Below are 24,511 nucleotides of genomic sequence, written 5' to 3'. Positions count from 1 at the left end.
CACTCAGCGGGGAGTCGCTGCCTCCGCCGCATTGATCAACTGTTCCAGCTCGCCCGCCTGTCCGCCGTTCAGGCCGTGGATGACCTCTGCCATCTGGCGCGCGCGCTCCAGGTGCCCCTGGTTTGCCAGCCGCGCCCCCGCCTCGAAGTACGCGGCAGATGCCTTGTCCCAGTCACCCTGCGAAAAATACATATTACCCAGTTCCCCGTAACCGTCCGGGTTGTCCGGATCGAGGGCGATGAGCGCCTGGTATTTCTCCTCCGCAGCCGCATAGTCGCGCAGCCAGTAGGCTTCGCGTGCCGCGGCCAGGAGACGGTAGGGTGTGGCCGGCGCAGACGCCGCCGGCTTGGCGACGGAAGCTGCCGGTGCGGCAGCACTCGTCTCGCCCGCGGCCGGCATGGCCGGCACCTCTGGCGCCTCGCCGCCGGCAGCCGTGGCTGCCGGTACCGCTGCGGTTTCGGGCGGCGCACCCACGTCCTCCGGCGGTGCTGCCGCGGATTCGGCTGCCGGTGTCGGCACTGCCTCGGCAGCCGCCGTCGGCGGTGCGGTCGCGGCCTCCGGCGGTACCGCATCCTCAGTGGCCGCAACTTCGGGCGCGGCCAGTTCGGCGCCGCTGCCCAGCCCAGCCCCGCTCGGGGCCGGCGGTGGCGGCGGCGGCGGCGACATGAAAGCCGGCGGAACCGCCTCGGCGTCGCTGGATTCTGTCGCCGGGGTTTCTGCCGACGCGCTCCCGGCAGCGGCCATCCGGTCGCTGTCCGAGGCTAGCTGCTGGTGTCCGGGCACCAGATATTCCGGCAGCTTCCACTCCGGGAACAGTTCGCCCCGATAGATCAGCCCGAGTGCCAGCAGCACAACCACGGCAAGCGCGAAGCCATGGCTCAGGATACGTGCAAAGAGATTCATCTTCTTGCTCCTACTTCGTATTAATTCAGGCGACCGGCCACCTCGGGAAAGAGTGCCGCCGCCAGCACGCGGAATTCATTGGCTGCCTTGCTCTGCGGCCACATCTCGAATACGGCCAGACCTTCACTCAGCGAGCGTCTGAAACTGGTGCGCATCTTCAGGCGCTGGGGCATCACCTCGTCTATCCCCGGCAGCATGCGCAGGGCGGCTTCGGTCTCGTGTGTTTCCCTGATCGACTTGTTGGTATCCGCACGGTTGACGAAAGCCAGGGTACGCTGGCGGCCGTTCATCTTCACCGCTTGCAGGTCGGGACCCAGGATGTGCAGAAATCGCTGTGTCGCCCATACGTCTGCCTGGCTGGGGGGCACCGGGATCAGGATCCGGTCAGCCGTCCTCATGGCTTCCTTCATCGCCGCCAGATTCGCCGCACCGACGTCGACGAGCACCTCGCAATCGCGATGCGCCATGAGCTGCTCACCGAGCACCGCGCGAACCGAGTTGATATTGAGGTCGGGACGGATTCCGATCTCGCGCCGCAGTTCGCCGAGATCGCTGAAAGTGCATTGCGGGTCGAGATCGTAGCCGATCACCCGTCTGCCGTTTCTTTCCAGCCACACCGCGAGATTGAATGCAACAGTACTCTTGCCGGAGCCGCCTTTTAGATTGGCAATGACAGTGATCATGTCCGGATCCGCTCCTCCTGAAATATCGGTATTTTACACTCGCCGCGGCCGGCGAGCACAGGCAGCTAGCGAGCGCCGTCCTGCGGCAGACTGACCTCCCGGTAACCGGCCGGAACGGAAAATACGACTGCCGGCTGTGCTTCCTGCCTGATGTTGATCAGGTCCCGCTTGAATCCGCCCGGCTGTTCCTCGCTGATGATCATCTGCAGCGCCGGATCATACCACTGGTAGGACACCATGCTCTGGCCGTTGGGATACTGGGCTGTCATCTCCCATTTTTCCGCCTTGCGGCCGTTGACCGTTTCGACGCCCAGCATGCGCGCCTCCATGGAGGATCCGTCCGGCATCAGCTGGCGTATCGGGATCTGGCGTTCTTCGTCCAGCCAGAACTGCATGCTGCCGCTCTGACCGCCCACGCTACTGGTTATCTCCCATTTCCGTGCCTTGCGACCGTTGATGGTTTCGATACCGCCTTGCTTGCAGGTCAGGTTCTGCATGCCGGCACAGGGATCGCGCTCGCGCTTGCCCATGCCCTGCTGCATCATGTCCTGGCCGCCTGCCTGCCGGCGCATGAAGGTCTGTTCCTCCGGATTGAGGATGATGGCTTCCTGTTTGTCCAGATCGATGATCTGAACGATGGTCTGGCCGTTCATGTCGTACTCGGTACGCACCTTGTTTTTGCCGATGAACAGCTTGCCCTTGCGGTCGCCCTGCTGGGGATGCGATTCGACGGTATCTGCCGAGAATTCGATGACGGCCTGCGCCTGCAGCGCGGCTGACGCCAGCACGGCCAGGGTGGCGATAAGTGACAGCAAGTAGGTGCGCATTTCTAAATACCCCTGATTAATTAGTTGCTGTCCTTGATTGTAAATGAAACGAGCCAAAACACATCCCTGTGTTTGGCTCGTTCCAGGTGTAGCAACTTACTTGGCTTCGCCAGCCGGAGCTGCCGGAGCAGCCGGTGCACCATAGCCGTAAGGCGCATAGCCGCCGTAACCGGGGCCACCCCAGCCATAGCCCGGATAGCCGCCCCAGCCATAACCGGGATAGCCGTAGCCATAACCGCGGCCGTAGCCATAGCCACGACCGTAACCGCGACCGGAACCGCCGCCGCTCATGCTCATGTTGAAATCACCAAAACCGTCACCGTCGAAGGGACCCCAGTCATTGCCCCAGCCGCTGTCCCAGGGACCACCACCACCGCCCCAAGGACCCCAGCCACCCCAGGCAAAGGCTGACATGGGAGCAGCCATCGCACCGGCCACAGCGGCGGCACACAACACCTTCGTTACTTTCTTCATTTCACAGTCTCCTGATGTTTTGCTTACAAGTTATCTTGCAAACACTTCTCCCTGCACCAACTCAAACCAGCAACCCAAGGGAGAGAACATTGCTGATCCTTTGATACACCTTTCGGTGCCTCAACTAAACTGATGACGCGTTTCGCGCACTACCACTGATAACCCGGCACCACCATGCCGGGATACACGGTTTCCCGTCCGCTATTGTCATTGTAGGCCGGCGGTCCCCCACCGGGGGCATATCCAGGCACTTGCCAGGTGTTGCTGCCCTGTCGGCTCGCGCTGCCGCCCTGGTTATAACCCGGCACCCCCCATGGCCGCTGGGCCGGCTGATACTGGGGTTGTGACTGGTAGGGCTGATACTGTAACACAGGCGCTTGTGGCTGCCCGGACTGCTGCTGCGCCGGGGCGGCGGCATAGGGGTAAACCGGAGCGGCAGGCTGAAAGGCAGGCTGTTGCTGTGCAGGAAACTGGCCGTAACCCCCCCTGTTGCCACTATCGGGGTACTGCGCATAGTCCTGCTGTGGCGGGTAAGGCGCGCCTTGCCAGGCCTGCCCTGCGCCACTGCCGCCCGGAGCAAATGACGACGCAGCGGCAGGCTGCTGTCGCTGTGGGTACTGCCCGGCACCCGGCGTGAAGACGTAGTAGGGAGACTGCTGCAGCTTCGGTGTGGGGTACCACTCACGGACTTGTACTTCCTCACGCTGCACCGGTTGCTCGGCCGGTAGCTTGACATGTTCCTGTTCATCGGCGGCACAGGCACTCACCAGCACCACGACAACGAAAACAAGGAATCTCGAAAATATGTATTTGACAACTGGGATTGTCCCCTGACTCATGTCATTCCTGTAGGCCGCCACTTAATCCCTGTCAGCGATACCCCGGCACCGTGCCATACGGATACTGTGCAGGATCGGTGGCAACCGGCGGTGGTGGTACGTCCTGCTCACCGGTCCAGGCCTGTCCGCGCGAATAACCGTAGGGCGGCATGCCCCAGTATCCTTGTCTGCCTGACTGATAGGGATTGCCGGGTGCCGGATACGCATACCCCGGTGACGGCCTGCCGTAATACCCGCCGGTGGCGTCCTGACCGTAGGGTCGTTCGCGCACCTGCGCAGCCGGCCCCCGGCCAACCGCGGGAGTATCCGTATTCATGCGGCCTGCCGCCGGCGGCGCGAGGCGCTCGTAATACTCCGGCATCGACGGCGAAGGATACGACGGCGGTTCCTGTTGCGCGGTAGCGGATTGCTGCGGCTGATAACCCGGCGGCATCATCTGCGGCGGCATCATCCCGGGCTGCCCGTACTCCGGCTGCTGCGGCATGGCGGCGACCGGCGGTGCAGGCATAGGTGCCTCGGCGTAGCCCGGCATCTGCTGTGGCTCGTAGCCCGGCGGCATCATCCCGGGCTGCCCGTATTCCGGCTGCTGTGGCATGGCGGCGACCGGCGGGGCGGGCACTTCATCCTCGAGCTGCGGCGGCGTTGCGCTTTCCTGTGCCAGCGGCAGCGGTTCCTGACCTGCGGATTCCGGCATCGGCACGGGAACGGATGCTGCCAGGTCAGAGGACTCGGACTCGACCGCGGATTCCGTCTGGATGGCCATTTCGGGGCCGCGTTCGGGTAGCGACTCCCCGCCCGGCACTGCCGCCTGGGTGGCGGCATTGTCTTCAGGGCTTGGCGGCCGCGCGAGATCCTCGCCACTGCCGGCAGCAACTTCCGATGCAGCTGCCATCCCCGCTTCCGTGGCCGGCACGATGTCCGGACTCGCAGGGATCTGTTCCTCACTCTGCGCCTGCATCGCGGCTGTCTCAGCCTCGCCCGCCACAGTTTGCTGCTCTGCTGCGGGCGTCGACAGCGGCTGATACAAACCCGGCACGGGCGGCAGGGCAGGCGCCACCTCGCTAGCGGCCTGAAGCGGGTTTGCCGCAGTACGGTCCGCCTCTGTCACATCAATAGCCCCCGCTTCCTCCGCTGCATTTTCGGCGGCCGGCGCCGGGGCTGACGGCAGGTGCGGCATGGCGAGCGGCATCTGGGACACCGTTCCAGGCCCTGGGACACGCGGATCGATATTGATCGGCTGATATGGCCCCGCTGGCGGTGGCGCCGATACCAGCGCCCATTCATCACTGTACCTGAACTCTGTCTCGGGTTCCGCAGCGATTGTCAGCTGTGCCGTGGCAAGTCCGGTCAGGATGAAGAAAAGCTGCAAACTCAACCGGCGATTAACGTTTATCATTGCTTCACCTCGATTCTGTTCACGCACCCTGTCCATTACTTGCCAGTGCATCACACGCAAGCCTAGTTCAGATCCTGCTTCAGGCGAATGCCACGCCGTTTCGATCCCACCGTATCCTGCATCTCAGTGTCTATGTCCTGATCGAGTTCGTCATCAAGGTCAAGGTCCATATCTAAGTCGGCTGCATCCGGTGCCAGCTTCAGTGCCGGTGGCTCCGCGGCCGGTTGCTCTTCCGCCCTGGCGGTTTCCGTGGCTACGGGCGCTGGCGCGGCAATCGTTCCAGCTTCCGCGGTCGCTGCGGCGACTTCCGGTTGGTCCGCGGCAGTTTCTATCATCGGTTCAGCCGGCGCAGGCTGTGATACGGCTGCCGCAGGTGCAGTTGGACTCGGCGCCGGTTCCGGTGTTACTGCAGCAGCCGGTGCCGCTGCCGTGGCTGCCGGGACCGGTTGCTCACGCGGCGGCGGCGGCGTGCCGGTAGCGGCAGCTGCCGGTTTTTCACGTGGCGGCGGGGGTGTACCGCCTGGCGGCGGCTGCCGGGGCGGCGGCGGCGTGCCACCCGGTGGCGGTTGCCGGGGTGGCGGCGGCGTGCCGCCGCGTGGCGGTGGCGGCGTTCCGCCACTGCGCTTGCCACCGAAGATGCCCTTGAATCCCATACCGATCAGCGTGAAGACGGCCTTGATGATGATGAAGACCCAGGAGAACATCGAGACGATCAACCCCCACAGGCGCGCCAGCAGCCCGGGCTTAGCCGCCTTCTTGGCAGTCTCCGTTTCCACGTCCACATGCTCGATAAGCTGGAAGGCACGGCTGATCGCCACCGTACCGTCGTCCGCGGTTTCGACGTAGAACTGCTTCTTGGCACTGATGCAACCTAGCGGGATCATGAGTAGCGCCAGAATGGTGGCTGACGTTGCGCCGAACAGAATACTGACCGCCATACCGTTGAAAATCGGGTCCGGCAAAATGGTAAATGCACCTGCCACGGTAGTCAGCGAGGTAATGAAGATGGGCCGCATACGTGTTGCGGCGCCACGCACAGCTGCTTCGGCGACCTCCTTGCCCTGGGCCACCTCGATCTTGACGAACTCCACGATCAGGATCGACTGGCGCACGATGATGCCACCCAGCGCGATCATGCCGATCATGGATGTGGCCGTGAATTCGCTGCCGAGTATCCAGTGCCCGGGGATAATACCGATGAGCGTCACCGGAATGGGCGACATGATGATGCCGGCCAGGGCGAAATTCCTGAATTCCCAGACGATCAGACCGTAGATCAGGATCAGCGCGGCCATGAAGGCGCCGCCCATATCACGGAAGGTCTCGTAGGTTACAGTCCACTCACCGGTCCATTCGTAATGCGAGGTCGAATCGTCCTTGATGAGGTAATCGAGCAGCGTCCACGGCATGGTGGGCATCTTCACGCCATCCGGCGTGGTGTAATCCTTAATGAGATCATCGATGCTCAGCATGCCGTAAATCGGTGCACCCAGTCGTCCCTGCATTTCGCCGACGACATATTCAACGCCACGCAGATCGAGGGTGTAGATAACGGGCTCTTCATATTCTTTTCTGAAGGTACCAAGTTCCGAAAGCGGGATGGTTCGCCCGTCATTGGTCGGCACCGGGAGATCGCCAAGCCGGGTGATCTGGGAGCGGATCGCCAGCGGGATCTGCATCACGATGTAGGTCGGCTCGAGCACGGTGCCGCGCTTGATGTCGCCCAGCTTGTAGCTGCCCATGGCCATGGCCAGTGTGCCGTTGATGGTATCGACGGAGATACCGCGGCGCACGGCCTTCTCGGTATCGACATCAAAGCGCCAGTATTCGTAAGGATCTGCCATGTACGAATCGACGTCGACAACGTCCTCCACGGCCTCGAACATGGCCATCACGTCGGTCGCCACCTCACGGCGTGTCGCGGCATCCGGGCCGTAGATCTCAGCGACGACTGTCTGCAGCACGGGAGGTCCGGGTGGCATTTCGACTACGGAAATCCGCGCGCCGAGCCGGTCAGCGATCGGTTTCAGCATCTTGCGCGCTTCCGTGGCGATCGCGTGGCTGCCGCGCTCGCGTTGATGTTTGTCCTTCAGAATAACCAGCAGGTCACCTTCCCAGGGTCGCTGCCGGAGATAGTAGTGCCTGACCATACCGTTGAAGTTGAACGGCTGGGCACTGCCGGCATAGGTCACCACTGCCGTCACTTCCGGAATGTTATCCCTTATGGTATCCGCCAGGGTCATGATGACATTAGCGGTATCCGGCATGGCCGTGCCTTCCGGCATGTTGACAACAACGGAAAATTCCGGCTTGTTGTCGAACGGCAGCATTTTAACTGCGACCTGCTGTGTATAGAACGTGAGGCACAAACCCGCAGTCGCGAAGATCAGGATAAACAGGAACGACAGGCCGAGTATCCGGTTGTTGATCAGCGGCATGATGATCGGGCGGTACAACTTCGCGATGAACTCGTGGGTCTTCTTCTCCTTTTCCTCGGCCCGTCGCAGTGCCGCGTGACGCGGGGCCAGCTTCACCGCCATCCACGGGGTGAAGATAAAGGCGGCCACCAGGGAGAAGAACATGGCGGACGAGCCGAGTACCGGGATCGGGCGCATGTAAGGACCCATCAGGCCGCTGACCCAACCCATGGGTAGCAGTGCGGAAATAATGGTGAACGTCGCGAGAATGGTCGGATTACCGACCTCGCGCACGGCATCAATGGCGACCGCGACACTGGTCTTGCCCTTGAGCAGCCAGTGCCGAAAGATGTTTTCAACGACCACGGTCGCGTCATCGACCAGAATACCAATCGAGAAAATCAACGCGAATAGACTCACGCGATCGATGGTGTAATCCACCATCATGGCCCACCAGATAGTGAGCAGGATCACCACCGGGATAACCGCGATGACCACGACCGCGGCACGCAGGCCCATGCCAATCAGACACAGGAAAGACACGATTACGACCGTTTCCAGCATGGCCTGCAGCAGCTCGTTGACCTTGTCGTCCGCGGTCTTGCCGTAATCCCGTGTCACTGCGACATGGACATTGGCGGGAATCAGATCGTGCTTGAGCGTCTCGACCTTCTCCAGGATGCGATGCGAGATGGTCACGCCATTGGTGCCTTTCTTTTTGGCAATGGCAACAGTCACTGCGGGATTGCCCTTGGTCGAGGGCGCATCACCCTCGTAGGCCGGCCCGGTGTAGTACATCGACATCTGGCTTGGGTCTGCAGGTTCCTCCGCTACCCGGGCCACGTCGCGCACGTAGACCGGCACCCCCTGCCGGATACCGATGACCAGGCGTCCGATCTCCTGGGCGTTAGTCAGGAAGGAACCAGTACGCACAGTAAAGGCTTGGCTGCCTGACTCGACACCGCCGGCCGTTTGCTCTGAGTTTGCCGTTTGGATGGTTTGGGCTACCTGCTGCATACTGATCTGGTAGCCGGAGAGCCGTTCCGGCATGACCTCGACCTTGACCTGATCCTCACGGCCACCGACGACGAAGCCCTTGCCTACACCGTCAACCTCACCCAGTCGTTGCAGCACGTCAAGTGCCAGCAGGCGCAACGCGCCGTCGTCGATATCCTCTGACCAGAGTGTCAGTGTCACGATAGGAACATCGTCCACCGCAACTGGCTTGATCAGCGGCTGCTGGACGTTGGGTGGTATCTTGTCCATGTTGGACATTATCTTGTCATGCACCTTGACGATGGAATCACCCAAGTCCTCGCCAACCTTGAAACGCACGGTCACGATGGCGCGACCGCGCTCGGTTGCCGTATAGGTATGGCGCACGCCGGGAATTTCCAGCATTAGCCGTTCCAGTGGCTCCGTGACCAGGCTCGCCACCTGCTCAGATGATGCGCCGGGGTACTGGACGAAGACGTCGATCATGGGGACCGAGATCTGCGGATCTTCCTGCCGCGGCGTGAAGAACAGGCCGAGCAGACCGACCAGCAGCGCCACAATCAGAATCATGGGCGTAACCGGCGAGGTGATGAAAAGCCGTGCGGTTCTGCCCGCGATACCCAGGGAGTGGGCATCGTAGTTAACAGGTGTGGAAAATTGCTTTTCTTTCTCGGCCATAGTTATATTCCGCCTTCTAGCGTGCTTTGTTCGGTCGCCCTCTGTACCGTGCCCGGATTACCAGCGTACCCCGACCGTGATTTTCTTGTTGTCAATCCAGCTGTGCGCAGCCCGCCCTTGTCTGAAATCCAGGCGGTCCTTCGCGTCAGTCCCCCTTGCCCTGCGCGTTCCAGGCGCCTCGCTTACCAGCCGCCTCGCTGCTATTGGCAAACACACGTTCGCCTGCACGCAGACCTGACAGGATCGCTATCCCTTCGGCACCGACGTCATCACCGGTACGCACCAGCCGCAATTCGGGCTGGTTCTGATCGTTCAGCACGTAGATACCCGGCAAACTGCCGCGCCAGACCAGCGCGCTCTTCGGGACCACCGGCAATTCGCGCACGCGGGCATTGATGTCCCGGATCATGACCTCTGCATACATGCCGGCACCGCCCGGCGCGCCGGCAGGCAGGTCGAGCTTGACGGTCACGGTATGCCGGTCGGCATCCGCGATCGGGTAGATGGTTGCCACACGGGCCTGAACGTTCACGTTACCCACGTCGAGGCGCGCCGGCACGATATCGCCCTTCTTGACACCCGGCATCAGGCGTGCCGGGACTTCGACTTGAATCTGCAGCTGTGACATGTCCGCAAACATCAGCATGGGCTGGCCGGGCTGCACGGGATCGCCCACTTCCACCAGCTTCTTGGTAATGACGCCCTTGAACGGGGCTACCGACTTCGAATCGCGGATCTTGGTATCGATTTCCTCGATGCTGGCACGTGCGGCCTCCAGGCCGGAGCGTGCCTGCTCGATCTGGGTACCGTACTGATACAGCTCCGCATGACGGTCGAGCCCCGGAGAAGAGCCGCCCATGAAGCTATCCATGGGGTTGGTGAAATTGCGCATGAGCGAGCTCATGCCGCCCATCATGTCATTGCTCTGGCCACCGTAGGGAGATATCCACTCACGGGAGTACTGCACACCGGCATTGCGGAATGCCGCCTCAGCATTTGCCAGGTTTGCCCAGGCCGCGCGCCGTTTCGCCAGCAGTTCCTCGATACCGATCGCGATCAGCTCGGTACCCTCTTCGAAGAAATCACCCTCCTCACCGGCGATAGTGCTGATACGTCCGGGAATCTGGGCGGCGAAGGTCACATCCTTGATCGGAACCACGGTGCCACCGAGACTGACGGTCGCCCCGACCGGTATGCTCGGAACGGTGATCACCCCTTCTCCGGCACCCTGTGCGTTCACATTCGCTACCGCAACAGCGGCACACACCAGTCCAGCCAAGGCCAATTTTCTGATTAACATCGTTAATCCTCACACAACAAAGAAAAAGCACGGTCAGGTCCTGCTTGAAGCACACGGCGCAGTCCGCAGACGGCGCCAACCTTCCCACATTATTTCGATGACCGGACGCACAGGTCCGGTCATCGCAACGGTAGCAGTACCCGATTCAACTTATTGTTATTGCAACACCCGTTTATGCGCCAGTTCGGGTCAGGCGCGCCCCATCACGGAAAAACTCTTGATGAACGGACCTGCCATCCGCGGATCCTTTATCATCGCCCCGTAATCGCCAACATTGAATTTCAGCTTGCGCGAGGTGTAGGCCATGCCAAGGCCCATCATCCCCGGCGGCTTGACCAGCCACTTGTTCCAGTTGTCGAACGTCGCCCGCAGATCCCAGTTCAGCTCTTCGCCGTTGTAAATCCCCGCCGAGGTCGCCTTGCCGTTTTCAATTTTAAGATAGCCGCGCGGGGTATCCTCGCCATCGAAGCCATACCCAATCGTGGAGTTGAAGTCGATTTTTGCCAATGCATCTGACAATTCCGGTTCCGCGTTCCACTGCTCCATGAAGTTCTTCATCCACTCGTCAGAAAACAGGTCAGCCATTTTTTTGTCTCCTCCTGATCAACGGTTTATCATCCAACATATTGAGCCAGACTCACATACATCGTACTAGATATGGAAATGCAAACCTTCGTGCGATCCCTGACTTAAAATTATAGTTTTTGCGCAAGCAGTTGCGCCGTCGTCATTTACGGACAGAATTGATAATTATTGTATCCAATTCACATAATATGTCTCAAAAGTCAATAAGAGAAGAAATTTATAGAGACTTTTGTCCAGGCGCGACTCGACATGTGTCAGAATATTCAGGCGATTAGACACGACTGTCAGTAACTTTATCACCCCCAGCGCTCGCGCCCTTCCGGCTATCCAATTGCTTTGCTTCGGGAAATCCCACAGATGCCCACGCAACCAGGCGACAGAATGTTGACTATCTTAACACAATCGCACCAAAATGGTGTGACAGAAATGACTATGCAGAGCATTCTGTTTACAGAACAGAATCTTGTAATAAAAGGTACGTAAATTGCTTGAGCATTGACTGACACGATAACAAAGGAACTGACACCATGACCCTGGAAGCACAAGAACTGAACGGACGTGCGGTCGAGCAGCGCAGCAGCGAACGCCGTAGCGCTTCATTCGCCACGCTGCGCGGCGCCCTGTTCCTGCATCGTCGCCGGAACTTCCGCCGGACCAACGACCATGTCAATGCCTACCAGGACTGGCACGGTCATCTGCCGCTAGCCGCCGCACTGCTGATCCTGATGCTCTGCACCGTGGATGCGTTTCTCACCACCGTGCTGCTCAACGAAGGTGCCGTGGAAATGAATGTCTTCATGAACTGGCTGCTGCAGCAAAACATCCACGCCTTCACCATCGTCAAGATGGCGCTGACGGGGATAGCACTGCTGATTCTAGTAATGCACTACAACTTCATGATTTACAGATATATTGCTGTAAAATACGTCATATTCACCCTGGTTCCCGCCTACGGCCTGCTGATCGCGCACGAACTCAACATGCTCGCCAGCATCTAGCACCCGTCTCTTGCTTCCACAGGCGCCGCGCAGCCGGCTGCAACAGCGGCGACCGCGGCGCGTCGGCAACCGCGCGCAGACTGCGTTACGGGGCGTTTCGGCGGCCCGACCTGCGGTGTAAAATGAGCGCCCAGGTTGCCCGCCCCCACGCTCGATCCGGCAGCGTGCGGGAAGCCGGGCGTCGATTCGCCATCATCCGGTCAGCCATCCAGGAGCCATCATGCACATGCCCCACTCGAACAAGCGCAACGAGAAACGCAATGGAAAACTCGGCACAACCCTGCTCGCAGCGGCCATTTCCGGCTGTATCGGGATAACCGGCTGCACGACCAATCCTTACACCGGCGAACAGCAAGCCAGTAAGGCCGCCGTGGGTGCCGGCATCGGCGCTGCCAGCGGCGCGATCATTTCAGCCATCACCGGCGGTAAGCGCAAGAATGTCCTGCTCGGCGCTGGTATCGGCGCGCTCGCCGGCGGCGCGGTCGGCTATTACATGGACCAGCAGGAGGCGAAGCTGCGCCAGCAGTTACAGAACACCGGGGTGAGTGTGACACGCAACGGCGACACCATCATTCTCAATATGCCCGGCAACGTCACCTTTGCCACCGATTCCAGCGATATTTCCGCGGACTTCTACTCGGTGCTTGACGCGGTCGCACTGGTCATCAACGAATATGAGAAAACCTACGTCGATGTCACCGGCCATACCGACAGCACCGGCTCGGAAGACTACAACATGCAGCTCTCGCGGGCGCGCGCCGGCAGCGTTGCGCGCTACCTGGAATCCCGCAAGGTCCTGCCCCAGCGCATCACCACCACCGGCATGGGCGAGAGCAGCCCGATCGCGACCAACGATACGGCACAGGGTCGCGCGCTGAACCGACGCGTGGAGATCCTCCTCACCCCGCTGACCTGAGGCGAGCATCAGCCGGATCCCGGCCCGCGATCGTGCGGGCCCGGCTCCGGCCTGCTCCCACCCGCGGCAGCCGCGCCCCGGCACTGTTTTCACTGCGCTGCTGGTGCGCGCCGGCCAAGCCGCCGCGCGTCGTTCGCCTTGTATGAAATAGCCTGCTGTTTTACCTACAATTAATGGCATCACCGCTGGGCGCCTGGCAGGCGTTCAGCTATGCCTGCCGCCATCCGCGCCGCACCCCGCATCCATCGCTAAGCCGCTGATCCCCTTTGCCAAGTTAAGGTAATCAGGGTGACAGCCGATCACACGGGCGATACAGACGGGGCGGCAATGCCCGTGCTGTATGCAGGCAATCCGGTTTCGGCAATCACCTACGGGTACCGCTATGCAGGCCACCTCAAGCACACACGCGTGGAGTTCGACCATTCTCGATGACTGCCATCGACTGGTCCTGACCCATCTCCATGCCTACATGAAGAAGATGTTTGAGAACAGCGATACGGCATTCCAGGATTTCATCGACAAGGCCCAGTCCAGTGCGTCGCAACTGCGCTTCGCCGAGGCCATGAACCTGATCAACTCGAACCGTGCCCACGTGGAAGCGATTTTCTACAGAAGCCTGGGCAAGGGCTTCAAGGAATTCAACGGTCTCAAATACGCCTCGAAACTGGCGGCCGCCCAGCGATCCGAACCGCTTGCCCTGGTCAGCAAGGAAGACTCGGACATCCAGGTCGCCCTGCAGAACATGACCGCCAGCGCCTCGAGCGGCTGCACACAGACCCTCTATGCGATACGCCAGCGCCTGTCGGTGCTCAACAACGGACGCAAGCTCGAGGAGGATCAGGTGCCTGCCGGACCGCACTGCCTCGCGAGCGCATTCCACGAGGCGGCCCAGGAACTGGTGCTCGAGCATGAAACGCGACTGATCGTATACATGCTCTTCGACAAGTTCGTACTGAGCAAAACAGGCCTGATGTACGAGGAATTCAACCAGCGCCTGCTCAAGGCCGGCCTGCTGCCCAATCTTAAATACGAAGTGCACAAGCAGCCGGTCACTGATACCCGCCGCAGCGCCGCTACCGGCAACGCCGCCCGCGGGACTGCGGGCACCGGCAGCCAGGAGCAGGAGGCTGGCGGCACCGGCCTTGGTGATGAACTGTTCGGCAGCATCCTGCAACTGCTCTCGCGCCGGGACCGCAATGGCTACAGCAGCGAAGCGGGCGCCGCCGTGGCCAACCCGCTGCCGCAGACCGAGGTGGTGTCGGCCATACACCAGCTCCAGCTGAAACGGCACACGGATACGACCGAGCAGCTGGCTGCCACACCTGCGGGCACCGGCAGCCAGCACAACAAACATCTCGTCAAGACCATGCTGGCCCAGCTCTCCGACGAACGCGAGCAGCTGTTCACCGGCCTCGACCGGCGCAGGATTCCCAGTGCCGACACCCAGGTCATCGATCTGGTGGGCATGATGTTCGAGTACCTGCTGAACGACCAGGACCTGCCCAGCGTCGCGAAAGCCGAACTCTGCCGTCTGCATACGCCCTACCTGAAAGTGGCGATCATCGACAAATCAATGTTCACCAACGCCCGGCACCCGGCGCATGAACTGTTGAACATGCTGGCATCGGCCTGCACCAAATGGGTCTTCGAAAACGACCTGTCTCGCGGCATCTTCCCGACTGTGCGCATGGTGATCCAGCGCATCATCGAGGAATTCGATCATAACGTCGAAATCTTCGGCGAGCTGCTCGAGCTCTGCCGCAACAGCATCCGCGACCTGGAGAACCGTGCCGCAGCGCTCGAACAGCGCACGCGCCAGGCCGCCGCCGGCAGGGAAAAACTAGATTCGGCGCGCACCTGCGCGGCCGCCGCGATCGATGCCAGGACCAGCGGACACGAGGTGCCCGCCGAACTGCAGAAGATCCTGGCGGATGCCTGGATCGACAAGCTCATGTTCATTTACCTGCGCGAGCCCGAATCGGAGCAGAGCACCACCTGGCAACTCGCGGTTCAAACCATCGAGAACATCGTCTGGAGCGTTGAACCGCGCACATCGGAACAGGCCCGTGCGGAGCTGCGCGAGAAGCTGCCGGGTCTGCGCCGGAAAATCGAGCGCGCCTTCGAGATGCTCGATGCCTACGGTGCCAGCGACAATGCGGCGCAGCTGGCGGTCATCAGGCAGCTGCAGGATACCGTGCTGGAGGCCCCGGACGCGAATCCGCAACCACCGGCGGCCGCTATAGCCGCAGCTACACCGCAGCGTGATGCCACCCCACCCCTGGAGACCCGGCGGCTTGACGCCGCCGCGACGCCACCCAGCGAGAGCGCATGCGCAACGCAGGAACGGCAAGACACCACCGCAACCTCCGACGCCGAACGCACGCCTGCCGCAGCGAATGCGGAAACGGCAGCGGCAGCGGCAGCGGCGGCCGTGCCCGAAAAGGGCAAGAAGCGGCTCTCACCGAAGGTAAAGAAGGCGCTGACACAGATCGAGGATCTGGCCTTCGGCACCTGGTTTTCCTTCCAGGAGGATGCCGATGCCACGCCGCTGCGACTCAAGCTGTCCTGGCATTCGCAAATGTCGGGTAACTACATGTTCGTCGACAGCATGGGCATCAAGGCCTGCGTGAAAGACCGGATCGAACTGGCGACCCTGGTCGCGAACGGACAGGCGCGCATCATCACCACCGACCGCAACTCCTTCGTACAGCGCGCCATGGAAGCCGTGCGCCGCATATTGAGCAACGGCGAACAGGCGCGTACGTAGGATTCAGGGAGAATACGGCATGAGTGCAGAAAACAGGATTCCGAGCGAGATGCGGAAAACCGTGCGGGTGGATGTCCCGGACGTCGTTTGCGTGACAGACAGACAGGCATGCCGGCCGTTCGGGCGGCTCGCCAATATCAGCGAGGAAGGACTGATGATCCTGACCTCAGAGCCGGTAACAGAAAATGCCGTGTTCCAGCTGTCGCTGGAATTCTGTGACAGCGCCGGCAACAGCGAACCCATCGAAATCGGCGTGGAATGTCTCTGGTGTCACACCGGCAACAACCCCGATCAGTACTGGGCCGGCTTTTACATCATAGATATCTCGGACGCGGACCAGGCGCGGATCCGCCGCCTGACGACGTAGCCAGGCCATCGGCAGCCGGTTCCGGTACGCCCAGACAGCATCGGGATCAGCGCCGGCTGCGCACTTGCAGCGCCGATCAGTTCGCCTGCGCCTGGCCAATCGCGGCGTCGCTCATGACCTGCTGCAGCTCGATCAGGTAAATCTGCGGCTCGAATCCACTCATGCCGCGTTTCCGGACCCCCTTACCGTGTGCGAGCCCCGAGGGCACGTATACCTCGAATTCCGCGCCGGCCTGCATTTCCAGCAGCGCATCGCGCCAGGCCGGCATGACGTCCTGCATGCTGTAGGTGATCGGCTTGTCGCCCGAGTAGGTTTCGTCGATGATCTTGCCGTCCGGCGTCATGCCGACATAGGAAATAACGACCTTGTCCGCGAGCGACGGCGTCGGACCGCTGCCGGGCCTCACCACGCGGTACTGGACACCGCTGGGCAAGGTATTGATGTCACCGTAGAGGGCGTTTTCCTCGAAGAACTGCCGCGCATCCTGCCGGTTGTATTGCGGCACCGCAGAACGCTCCCGCCCGGGGATCTCCCCGTAGGTATTCCCCTGCGTGCCTGACGCGTCCGGCAGATCGCCGCCGCCCTCCTCCGCCGGGGCCGTATCCGGCGCCGGCCGCAGGTCCCGGGGATGGACGGCGGCTACGGCCGGGACACGTGCCCGAGCGCCGGCGCCGGTCGGGGTCAGCTGCGGGGCCACGTCGTCACGCATGCCGACTTGCGGCGCCCGCGCGCTGTCCATGTATTGCAGCAGGCTGCTGATGTCCTTGCTCATCCCGGCCAGCAGGGTTGCGTTTTGCTCGATATTCCAGACCTGGGCGATACCGGCCAGGACGCCGAGCAACACGGCAACGGCGGCGACCGAAAACGCCCAGTTCATGCGGGTATGTTCCTTGCGCAAGAGCCCCTCGGTGTGCCTGTAGGCGGTCATGACCTGCTGCTGCTCGTTCTCAATCTTGATCCCCATGGTTTTTACCTTGCCATCCACGGCGTCGATACGCTCGCCCGCCGTCGACAGCAGGGCATCGAATTCGCGCACCTGTTCCACCGTACGCACCTGCAGATCCTTGATCTGGCTGTCCGCCCGCTCCAGGCGGGATGTCGTGTCCTGCACGCGTTGTTGCAGGCCCCGGAGCTGATCGCGTTCCTGGTCGCGCTCGTGCTCGAGCGCGGCAAGCCGCTCGGCAAGGTCGAGGACCCGCGCGTTCTCGGCCGCGGCGGTGGTGGCAAGGTCCCGGCTAGCCGTTTCAAGGCCATCCAGCTTGCGCGTGGCCGCTGCCATGGCCTGTTGCAGCGAGCCGCGCAGCGCCTCCTGCTCGGCACTGGTACGCGACTCCAGCGCGCCTAGGCTGTCGAGTTGCGCAACGATGTCCCGGGCCTGGCGCGCGAGCGTCTCGTGCTCGTCGCGCAGCGCCGACAATGCGCCTGGATCGCCCGCGCCGGCGGGTTCCCGGCTCAGGTTGGGGGTGGCTCGCCGCGTCAGTCGCGCGCGCAGATTGGCCAAGAATCGCCCGAATGCACTCAATGCTGTATCCCTGCTCACTTATTATGCTGGCGCAACCGTGACTGTTGTTATCCGGCTGCATGTTTTCAGTTTATACAATCACAATATAGTGATCAGCCCCGCCTGTGAAGCTCAACAGGTGCGGCGGCACGCCCTAAGCCGTGACGCCCGGTCGTGTGATCACGAAGTCAGGTTGGCGCACAGCCAACCGTGCCCGCCATGCCGGACACAGGCCGCGCCATTCATCGCGGACGCCTGCGACCGAATTCGCGACCAGATCATACCGTCAAATCACTGTCATTGTTTTGAGACAGATATGGAAGAAACATGTAAATTATTTTTTACACAACGCCCGGCAATTTTTACAGTTTTGCGCTCGATCGTACGGATTCCTGTTCCATTGCGTCATCGCTGGCGTGACATTACACTGCCAGTGTTGACAGCGCCCACATGACACGACTGCCAGAATTGGCAATGCTGTCAGTTGTGATATGCCCTAACACAAGGAGTTATTGACTCACAAAATCGCCATTACCAAAAATTAACTCAATGCAGACGACGCTTTAAGAATGTCGCAAGCAGGTGTCCAATAACTGGCACCAATTTTGCTAACATACAGAAGCAAGCCGCTCCGCTGTAAAAAAAATGTGTCACCAGACGGAGACGGTCCAGAACCAGAACGTTCAAGCACGGGATCTTCACGTACCTCTAGGGGAGGAGTAAACATGGCAAGCAAACAAGAGCCAGGTGCATCGAAAGATGTACTACTGGTCACTGCGGACATTAACAAGCCCGCACTTTCAGCATCGACCAGCACAATCGTCGGGTTACTACTCGCATTGTCCAGCACGGCCGCCCTCGCGATCGACACCGACGGGGACGGGATAGACGACAATCTGGACAATTGCGCCCTCGTGGCCAATGCCGATCAACTCGACACCGACGGCGACGGCTACGGCAATGCCTGCGATACCGACCTCAACAACAGCGGCGCAACCGACATTACCGATTTCGTCCAGTTCCGCAGCTTCTACCAACAGCCGCTGACGCCGGCCAACGCGATCGCCGACTTCAACGGCGACGGCAGCATCAACATCCTGGACTTCGTCATCTTCAGGAACTACTACGGCAAGGCGCCGGGGCCGTCCTGTACCGACATGTTCTACGGCTGCGTGGCGCACCTGGACCCGCTGTCGATACCGAAGTACGTGACACCGCTGGTCATCCCGCCCGTGATGAATTCCAACCCGGGCCAGGCGGACGACTACGATATCGCCGTACGGCAGTTCCAGCAGCAGATCCTGCCGGGCGGTATCTGGAACACCATCAACAACCGCGCCGACGCCTTCCCGGCGACCACGGTGTGGAGCTACGGTCCGGCCGCCGACCCGCTGCCGGATTCGTCCGCACTGGGCGGCGGGGTCGGCATCGCCCCGGCGCCGAACTCCCAGTTCAACTATCCGGCCTACACCATCGAGACCCGCAACAACGGCCGCCTGCCGAACGGGACCTGGGCGCAGAGCCTGACGACCATCACCTGGATCAACGATCTGAAGGAAAACTTCGGCGCAGGACCGAATTACCTCACGCACCTGCTGCCGATCGACCAGACGCTGCACTGGGCCGCGCCGAACGCGGAATGCATCGCCGGTGCCCCGCGCACCGACTGCATGGGCACGAACCCGGACCCCTACAAGGGCCCCGTGCCGATCATCGTGCACGTGCATGGCGGTCATACCGAGCCGCAGTCGGATGGTTACCCGGAGGCCTGGTATCTGCCTGACCCGGCCGGCAGTAACTTCAACTGCACGACCAATCCGTCCGTTGCCGCCAACCCGGCGAATCCGAACACCTACATCTGTAGCGGTACGCTGGTCAACAACCTTGGCAGCACGACCAACCCCGGCACCAGCGGCGCCGGCTTTGCCAACTTCACCTACAACCACGACCAGCCGTCGACCACGCTGTGGTATCACGACCATGCACTGGGCATGACCCGCAGCAACGTCTACGCCGGCCCGGCCGGTTTCTACCTGGTCCGCACGCCGAGCGGTGGTGAGGACGGCCTGGTTGCCGGTGTGCTGCCCGCGCCGGCACCGGTGGCAGGGGAAAACCTGGCGACCACCAACCTGCCGGCCGCGCTGGGCGGCGCCCGCGAGAAGTACCGCGAAATCCCGATCGTGGTGCAGGACCGTTCCTTCAACGAGGACGGCTCCCTGTTCTACCCGGCGGACCGCGCCTTCTTCGAGGGACTGGGTGATGGCTTCGGTGATCTCAACCTCAACGACGGCACCACCGACGGCAACGCCCGCGCGGGTCTGAACGTCGATTTCGTTCCGCAGCCCACCTCGGACATGGCGCCGATCTGGAACCCGGAGGCCTTCTTCGACACCATCGTGGTCAACGGCGTCACCTGGCCGTCCCACGAGATCGCACCGTCGGTCTACCGCTTCCGCCTGCTGAACGGCTGCAACTCGCGCTTCATCAACCTGGCGCTGCAGATCGTCGACGCTGCCGGCAACCCGATCACCGTGAACCGCACGGTGTGGGATGACACGACAGTGCCGCCGACCGCCTCGACGGTGGCCGTCAACGAGCTGAGCTTCTTCCAGATCGGTACCGAGCAGGGTCTCCTGCCGCAGGTGGTCAAGGTGGAAACCAACGGTGCCACCAAGCTGCCCGGCGATGGCACGATCCCGCCCGCCAAGCCGGCTCCGGATCCGCAGCAGGCGCTGCTGATGGCTCTGGCCGAACGTGCCGACGTGCTGGTCGACTTCCGCGGCCTGCCTGACGGCACCATCGTGCGCATGACCAACACGGCACCGGATGCCCCGTTCGGCGGCTTCCCGGACACGCCTGCCGATCCGGCCACCACCGGCCAGGTCATGCAGTTCGTGGTCAACAGCGGCCTGCTGGGTACCTCCCCGACGGACGAGAACCGTGACATCGACGGCACCCTGCTGAACCCGACCACCCGTGCCACCCCGCCAGAAAGCGTGGTGCTGGGCCCGGCCGACAGCCCGCTGCCGTCCACCCAGATCCGACGCACCCTCGCCCTGCTGGAAGAGGAATCCGCGCTGGTCTGCGTGATCATCGATGCCGTCACCGGCGAGATCACCCAGGTACCGGGTCTGCTGCCGCCCTGCGAAGGTGTTGAAGGCGCCGAGCCGTTCGCACCGAAGGCCGCGGTCCTGGGCACGGTCGATCAGAGTGGCGTGCCGAGCGTGCAGCTCTGGTCCGACCCGCTGTCGACCCATGTGCAGCTGGGTGCCACGGAGGTCTGGGAACTGCAGAACTTCACGGCCGATGCCCACCCGATCCACCTGCACCTGGTCAAGTTCAACGTGACCGGTCGTAACGTGCTGGGTGGCGGTCCGAGTATCGTGTCCGCGGTGGATCCGCTCAACGGCGGTCTGCAGGAATGGGAGAACGGCTGGAAGGATACCGTGATCTCGTATCCCGGCGAGGCAACCCGGGTCGTCTCCACCTTCGACATCCCCGGTCTCTACGTCTGGCACTGCCATATCGTGGAGCACGAGGATAACGAGATGATGGTGCCCTACTGTGTCGGCGATCCGGCGGGCTGCGGTGGCCTTCCGGTCCCGACCACAGCACAACAGTCCGTGTTCACGACCGGGCTCAACTAGCACTTCGGGTAATTCTACCCGCATTTACGGGCCGCCTTCGGGCGGCCCTTTTTCTTGCCAGGACGCCGCAGCGGTTGCTATTGTTTTATTTAAAGCGCGATAACAAGGAAGGGATGTAACCGGCAGCGCAGCATTACAGCCGCAGTACGCACTGCCGACACCATACGGGTATATCCCGCACAACGCATACCAGATGGACATGTCTCGGGGAGTACTTCACACCATGCATCAGATCACTCCAGTCGCGCTGGCCGGCATGCTGCTGTTCGTGGCCACCGGCACAACCGCCGCCGAGCCGCCGGCCCTGGAACAGGAAAACGACCGGATCAGTTACAGCCTCGGCCACCAGATCGGCAGCGATCTCCGGCGCCAGGGTGTCGTGCTGGACCAGGCCGCGCTGCGGCGCGGCATCGAGGACGGTCAAGGCGGCAGCACCCCGCTGCTGCCGCAGGCAGACATGGACGAGCGGCTGGTCAGGTTGAAGGGCGAGATCACCGAGGACATGCACGCCGAGCAGACCCGGCGCGTGCAGGAACGCCGCGCGGATGCCGAACGCAAGCGCCGTGCCGCCAACGAGTTCCTGGCCGCCAATGCCAAAGCCGAGGGCGTGGTGACCGCGGAGAGCGGCCTGCAGTACCGCATCATCAGCACGGGTACGGGCACCCGGCCGAGCGTGCGTGACCGGGTGACCATCCAGTACCGGGGCACGCGTATCGACGGCAGCGAATACGACAACTCGCGCCGGCGGCGCGGCCCGGTCACGGTCGCCGTCGCGGACACCATCCTGGGTATCCGCGAGGCGCTGCTGCAGATGCAGCCGGGCGCGAAGTGGCTACTGTTCATTCCGCCCGACCTTGCCTACGGCAGGACTTCACCACTGGCACACCAGGCCGTGATCGTGGAACTCGAACTGCTGGCAATCGACGCCGACACCGCTGCAACGGCTCCCGGGCACGACGCCCGGGACGCGAACGTGCAAGCACACTGAATCACAGGAACAGCCGGCCTCGCGCCGCAGCCAACTTGAAACGGAGGTTACGCATGAAACCGATACTGGCACTGGCCACAGTTCTCCTCGCACCGCTCTGCCTGGCGGGAGAGCCGCCCGACCTCGGCAGCGACAACGCCAAGATCAACTACAGTATCGGTTATCAGGTCGGCAAGGACTTCAGCCAGCAGGGCCTGGAGCTGCAGCCCGACATCGTGCTCCGGGGCATCACGGATGCACACGCCGGCGCCGAACCCCTGCTGTCGCCGGAAGAGATGCGCACGACCATGGGTAACCTCGGCAAACGCCTCGCCGACGAGCGCACCAAGAAGAAATACACGGAAAAACTCGACTACATCAAGGCCGGCCGTGAATTCCTGGAGGCCAATGCCAAGAAGGCGGGCGTGGTGACCACGGCCAGCGGCCTGCAATACCTGATCCTGCAACCCGGCAGCGGACGTACTCCCACGGCGACGGACACCGTGACCGTCAACTATCGCGGCACCCTGATCGACGGCACGGAATTCGACAGTTCCTACCGGCGCGGCAAGCCGGCGACCTTCCGCGTCGACGCGGTGATCCCGGGCTGGACCGAGGCCCTGCAGCTGATGCAGGAAGGCGCAAAGTGGCAACTCTTCATCCCCTACAAGCTGGCCTACGGCGACCGCGGTCAGCTGCGCGAGCGGGATCTCATCTTCGAGGTAGAATTGCTGTCGGTCGACACCCCCCCTGCCGCCACCGGCGCGAACACCGCACCGGGCAGCTAGCCGGCCGCCCCGACACCGCAGCACGCTGTAGTTCCAGCTCCGCATGACAGGCACATCACAAGTCACCATCCGGCCGGACCCGCGGGTTTACCTTGCCATCTGCAGCTGCCTGCTGCTCGCCTGCCTGCTCGCGGCATGCGGCTCCGGCACAGCGACCGCGCCGGGAGACCTGGAGACGATCACGGACGCGGCAACCCCGGAGACGGAAGCTGCGCACGTGCATTACGTGTGCCCGATGCATCCGCAGATCATCCGCGACGAACCGGGCAGCTGCCCGATCTGCGGCATGGACCTGGTGGCAAAACACGCGACACCCGCCGCACATGACGACACGGCGCATACACACTACGTCTGCCCGATGCATCCGCAGATCGTTCGCGACGAACCCGGCAGCTGCCCGATCTGCGGTATGGCCCTGGTGGCGAAAGACGGCCATGCAACCGCGCCGGGCATGCGCCCGCAGGTGGCGCTCGATGCCGCAGTGATCCAGGACATGGGCGTCCGCACTTCCCGGGTGGCGCGCGGCACGCTGCAGCGGCACATCCAGACCCAGGGCACCGTCACCTACGACGAAGACCGCATCATGCATGTCCATTCCAGAACCCCGGGCTGGGTGGAAACGCTCAACATGCGCACGGACGGAGAAACGGTCAAGCGCAAGGACGAACTGGCGCAGTTCTTTTCGCCGCTGGTCGTGCAGTTGCAGCTCGAGTACATCGAGGCGCTGGAGGCGGTCGACCTGGCCAAGCTGAAATCCGCGGACCTGACCGAGCCGAATGCGCGCGTCCAGTCGCTGCGCAATTCCCTCAAGCTGCTGCACATGATGGACATGGACATCATGCGCCTGGAAAACTACCGCACGGTCCAGAACACGATACCCATCATCGCGCCGCAGGGTGGCGTGGTCACCAAGCTCGGCGTCCGCGAAGGCATGTACGTCGAACCCGATGACACCATGTTCACCATCGTGGATCTCAGCAACCTGTGGGTGATGGTGGACATCTACGAATACCAGATGAGCTGGGTCAAGCCGGGGCTCAAGGCCACCATCCGGGTACCGGCACTGCGCGACCGGAGCTGGGAGGGCAAGGTCGATTTCATCTATCCGGAGGTCGACCCCATCGCGCGCACCCTGCGGGCACGCATCTCGGTCACCAACCCGGACCGCGTGCTGGTGCCGAACATGTTCGCCGAGGTCACGCTCGAAAGCGCCCCGAACCGGAACACGCTGATCGTGCCGCGCGAGGCCGTGATCCCCACGGGCGAGCGTGAAACCGTGATCAAGGCGCTGGGGAACGGCCACTTCCAGCCGGTGGAGGTCACCAGCGGGATGTGGGTCGGCGCGGACGTGGAGATCCTGTCCGGTCTGCAGGAAGGCGAAGAGATCGTGGTCTCGGGCCAGTTCCTGATCGATTCCGAATCCAGCCTCCAGGCGGACTTCGCACGCATGGCCGAGTAGCAC

Annotated in this window: 17 protein-coding genes; 8 read left to right on the top strand and 9 right to left on the bottom strand. The window is 62.2% G+C overall.

Annotated elements, in window-relative coordinates; genetic code table 11:
- Nucleotides 1–3: 3 nt before the first annotated feature.
- From R3F42_00360 to R3F42_00325, 8 genes are all read right to left on the bottom strand, one after another.
- Nucleotides 4–903, bottom strand: a complete 900-nt coding sequence (locus tag R3F42_00360; GenBank protein ID MEZ5540485.1) for a tetratricopeptide repeat protein — start codon at nucleotides 901–903, stop codon at nucleotides 4–6.
- 20 nt (nucleotides 904–923) lie between these two features.
- Nucleotides 924–1,586 (bottom strand): ParA family protein, encoded by a 663-nt coding sequence (locus R3F42_00355; protein ID MEZ5540484.1) that lies wholly within the window; start codon nucleotides 1,584–1,586, stop codon nucleotides 924–926.
- Between the two features lie 65 nt (nucleotides 1,587–1,651).
- Nucleotides 1,652–2,413: a DUF4412 domain-containing protein gene (locus tag R3F42_00350; GenBank protein ID MEZ5540483.1), complete on the bottom strand. Its 762-nt coding sequence runs from the start codon at nucleotides 2,411–2,413 to the stop codon at nucleotides 1,652–1,654.
- Between the two features lie 96 nt (nucleotides 2,414–2,509).
- Nucleotides 2,510–2,887 carry a sulfur globule family protein gene (locus tag R3F42_00345; GenBank protein ID MEZ5540482.1) on the bottom strand — a complete coding sequence of 126 codons (378 nt, stop codon included), beginning with the start codon at nucleotides 2,885–2,887 and terminating at the stop codon, nucleotides 2,510–2,512.
- 870 nt (nucleotides 2,888–3,757) lie between these two features.
- Nucleotides 3,758–4,618, bottom strand: a complete 861-nt coding sequence (locus R3F42_00340; protein MEZ5540481.1) for a hypothetical protein — start codon at nucleotides 4,616–4,618, stop codon at nucleotides 3,758–3,760.
- 566 nt (nucleotides 4,619–5,184) lie between these two features.
- Nucleotides 5,185–9,213 carry an efflux RND transporter permease subunit gene (locus R3F42_00335; protein MEZ5540480.1) on the bottom strand — a complete coding sequence of 1,343 codons (4,029 nt, stop codon included), beginning with the start codon at nucleotides 9,211–9,213 and terminating at the stop codon, nucleotides 5,185–5,187.
- 145 nt (nucleotides 9,214–9,358) lie between these two features.
- Nucleotides 9,359–10,453 (bottom strand): efflux RND transporter periplasmic adaptor subunit, encoded by a 1,095-nt coding sequence (locus R3F42_00330; protein ID MEZ5540479.1) that lies wholly within the window; start codon nucleotides 10,451–10,453, stop codon nucleotides 9,359–9,361.
- Nucleotides 10,454–10,702: 249 nt separating this feature from the next.
- Nucleotides 10,703–11,098 (bottom strand): SCP-2 sterol transfer family protein, encoded by a 396-nt coding sequence (locus R3F42_00325; protein ID MEZ5540478.1) that lies wholly within the window; start codon nucleotides 11,096–11,098, stop codon nucleotides 10,703–10,705.
- A gap of 527 nt (nucleotides 11,099–11,625) precedes the next feature.
- On the opposite strand from R3F42_00325, the gene R3F42_00320 reads away from it, so the two are divergent.
- From R3F42_00320 to R3F42_00305, 4 genes are all read left to right on the top strand, one after another.
- Nucleotides 11,626–12,096, top strand: coding sequence for a DUF5658 family protein (locus R3F42_00320; GenBank protein MEZ5540477.1), 471 nt, complete (start codon nucleotides 11,626–11,628; stop codon nucleotides 12,094–12,096).
- Nucleotides 12,097–12,322: 226 nt separating this feature from the next.
- Nucleotides 12,323–13,012 (top strand): OmpA family protein, encoded by a 690-nt coding sequence (locus R3F42_00315; protein MEZ5540476.1) that lies wholly within the window; start codon nucleotides 12,323–12,325, stop codon nucleotides 13,010–13,012.
- A 382-nt stretch (nucleotides 13,013–13,394) separates the two neighbouring features.
- Nucleotides 13,395–15,779, top strand: coding sequence for a DUF1631 domain-containing protein (locus R3F42_00310; protein ID MEZ5540475.1), 2,385 nt, complete (start codon nucleotides 13,395–13,397; stop codon nucleotides 15,777–15,779).
- Nucleotides 15,780–15,798: 19 nt separating this feature from the next.
- Nucleotides 15,799–16,146 (top strand): PilZ domain-containing protein, encoded by a 348-nt coding sequence (locus R3F42_00305; protein ID MEZ5540474.1) that lies wholly within the window; start codon nucleotides 15,799–15,801, stop codon nucleotides 16,144–16,146.
- Between the two features lie 76 nt (nucleotides 16,147–16,222).
- On the opposite strand, the gene R3F42_00300 is transcribed toward R3F42_00305, so the two are convergent.
- Nucleotides 16,223–17,686: an FKBP-type peptidyl-prolyl cis-trans isomerase gene (locus R3F42_00300; GenBank protein ID MEZ5540473.1), complete on the bottom strand. Its 1,464-nt coding sequence runs from the start codon at nucleotides 17,684–17,686 to the stop codon at nucleotides 16,223–16,225.
- A 686-nt stretch (nucleotides 17,687–18,372) separates the two neighbouring features.
- Between R3F42_00300 and R3F42_00295 the strand changes: the two genes are divergently transcribed.
- The 4 genes from R3F42_00295 (at nucleotide 18,373) to R3F42_00280 (ending at nucleotide 24,508) form a co-directional block, all read left to right on the top strand.
- Nucleotides 18,373–21,294, top strand: a complete 2,922-nt coding sequence (locus tag R3F42_00295; protein ID MEZ5540472.1) for a multicopper oxidase domain-containing protein — start codon at nucleotides 18,373–18,375, stop codon at nucleotides 21,292–21,294.
- Nucleotides 21,295–21,517: 223 nt separating this feature from the next.
- On the top strand, nucleotides 21,518–22,282 hold the full coding sequence (locus tag R3F42_00290) for an FKBP-type peptidyl-prolyl cis-trans isomerase N-terminal domain-containing protein (GenBank protein ID MEZ5540471.1): 765 nt from the start codon (nucleotides 21,518–21,520) through the stop codon (nucleotides 22,280–22,282).
- Between the two features lie 53 nt (nucleotides 22,283–22,335).
- Nucleotides 22,336–23,049, top strand: coding sequence for an FKBP-type peptidyl-prolyl cis-trans isomerase (locus R3F42_00285; protein MEZ5540470.1), 714 nt, complete (start codon nucleotides 22,336–22,338; stop codon nucleotides 23,047–23,049).
- A 43-nt stretch (nucleotides 23,050–23,092) separates the two neighbouring features.
- Nucleotides 23,093–24,508, top strand: coding sequence for an efflux RND transporter periplasmic adaptor subunit (locus R3F42_00280; GenBank protein MEZ5540469.1), 1,416 nt, complete (start codon nucleotides 23,093–23,095; stop codon nucleotides 24,506–24,508).
- The last annotated feature ends 3 nt before the right edge of the window (nucleotides 24,509–24,511 follow it).

It is taken from the genome of Pseudomonadota bacterium, assembly GCA_041395565.1.
Taxonomy (GTDB): domain Bacteria; phylum Pseudomonadota; class Gammaproteobacteria; order UBA9214; family UBA9214; genus UBA9214.
The sequence above is the reverse complement of the archived record's forward strand: the minus strand, read 5'-3'. Positions and strand labels throughout refer to the sequence as shown.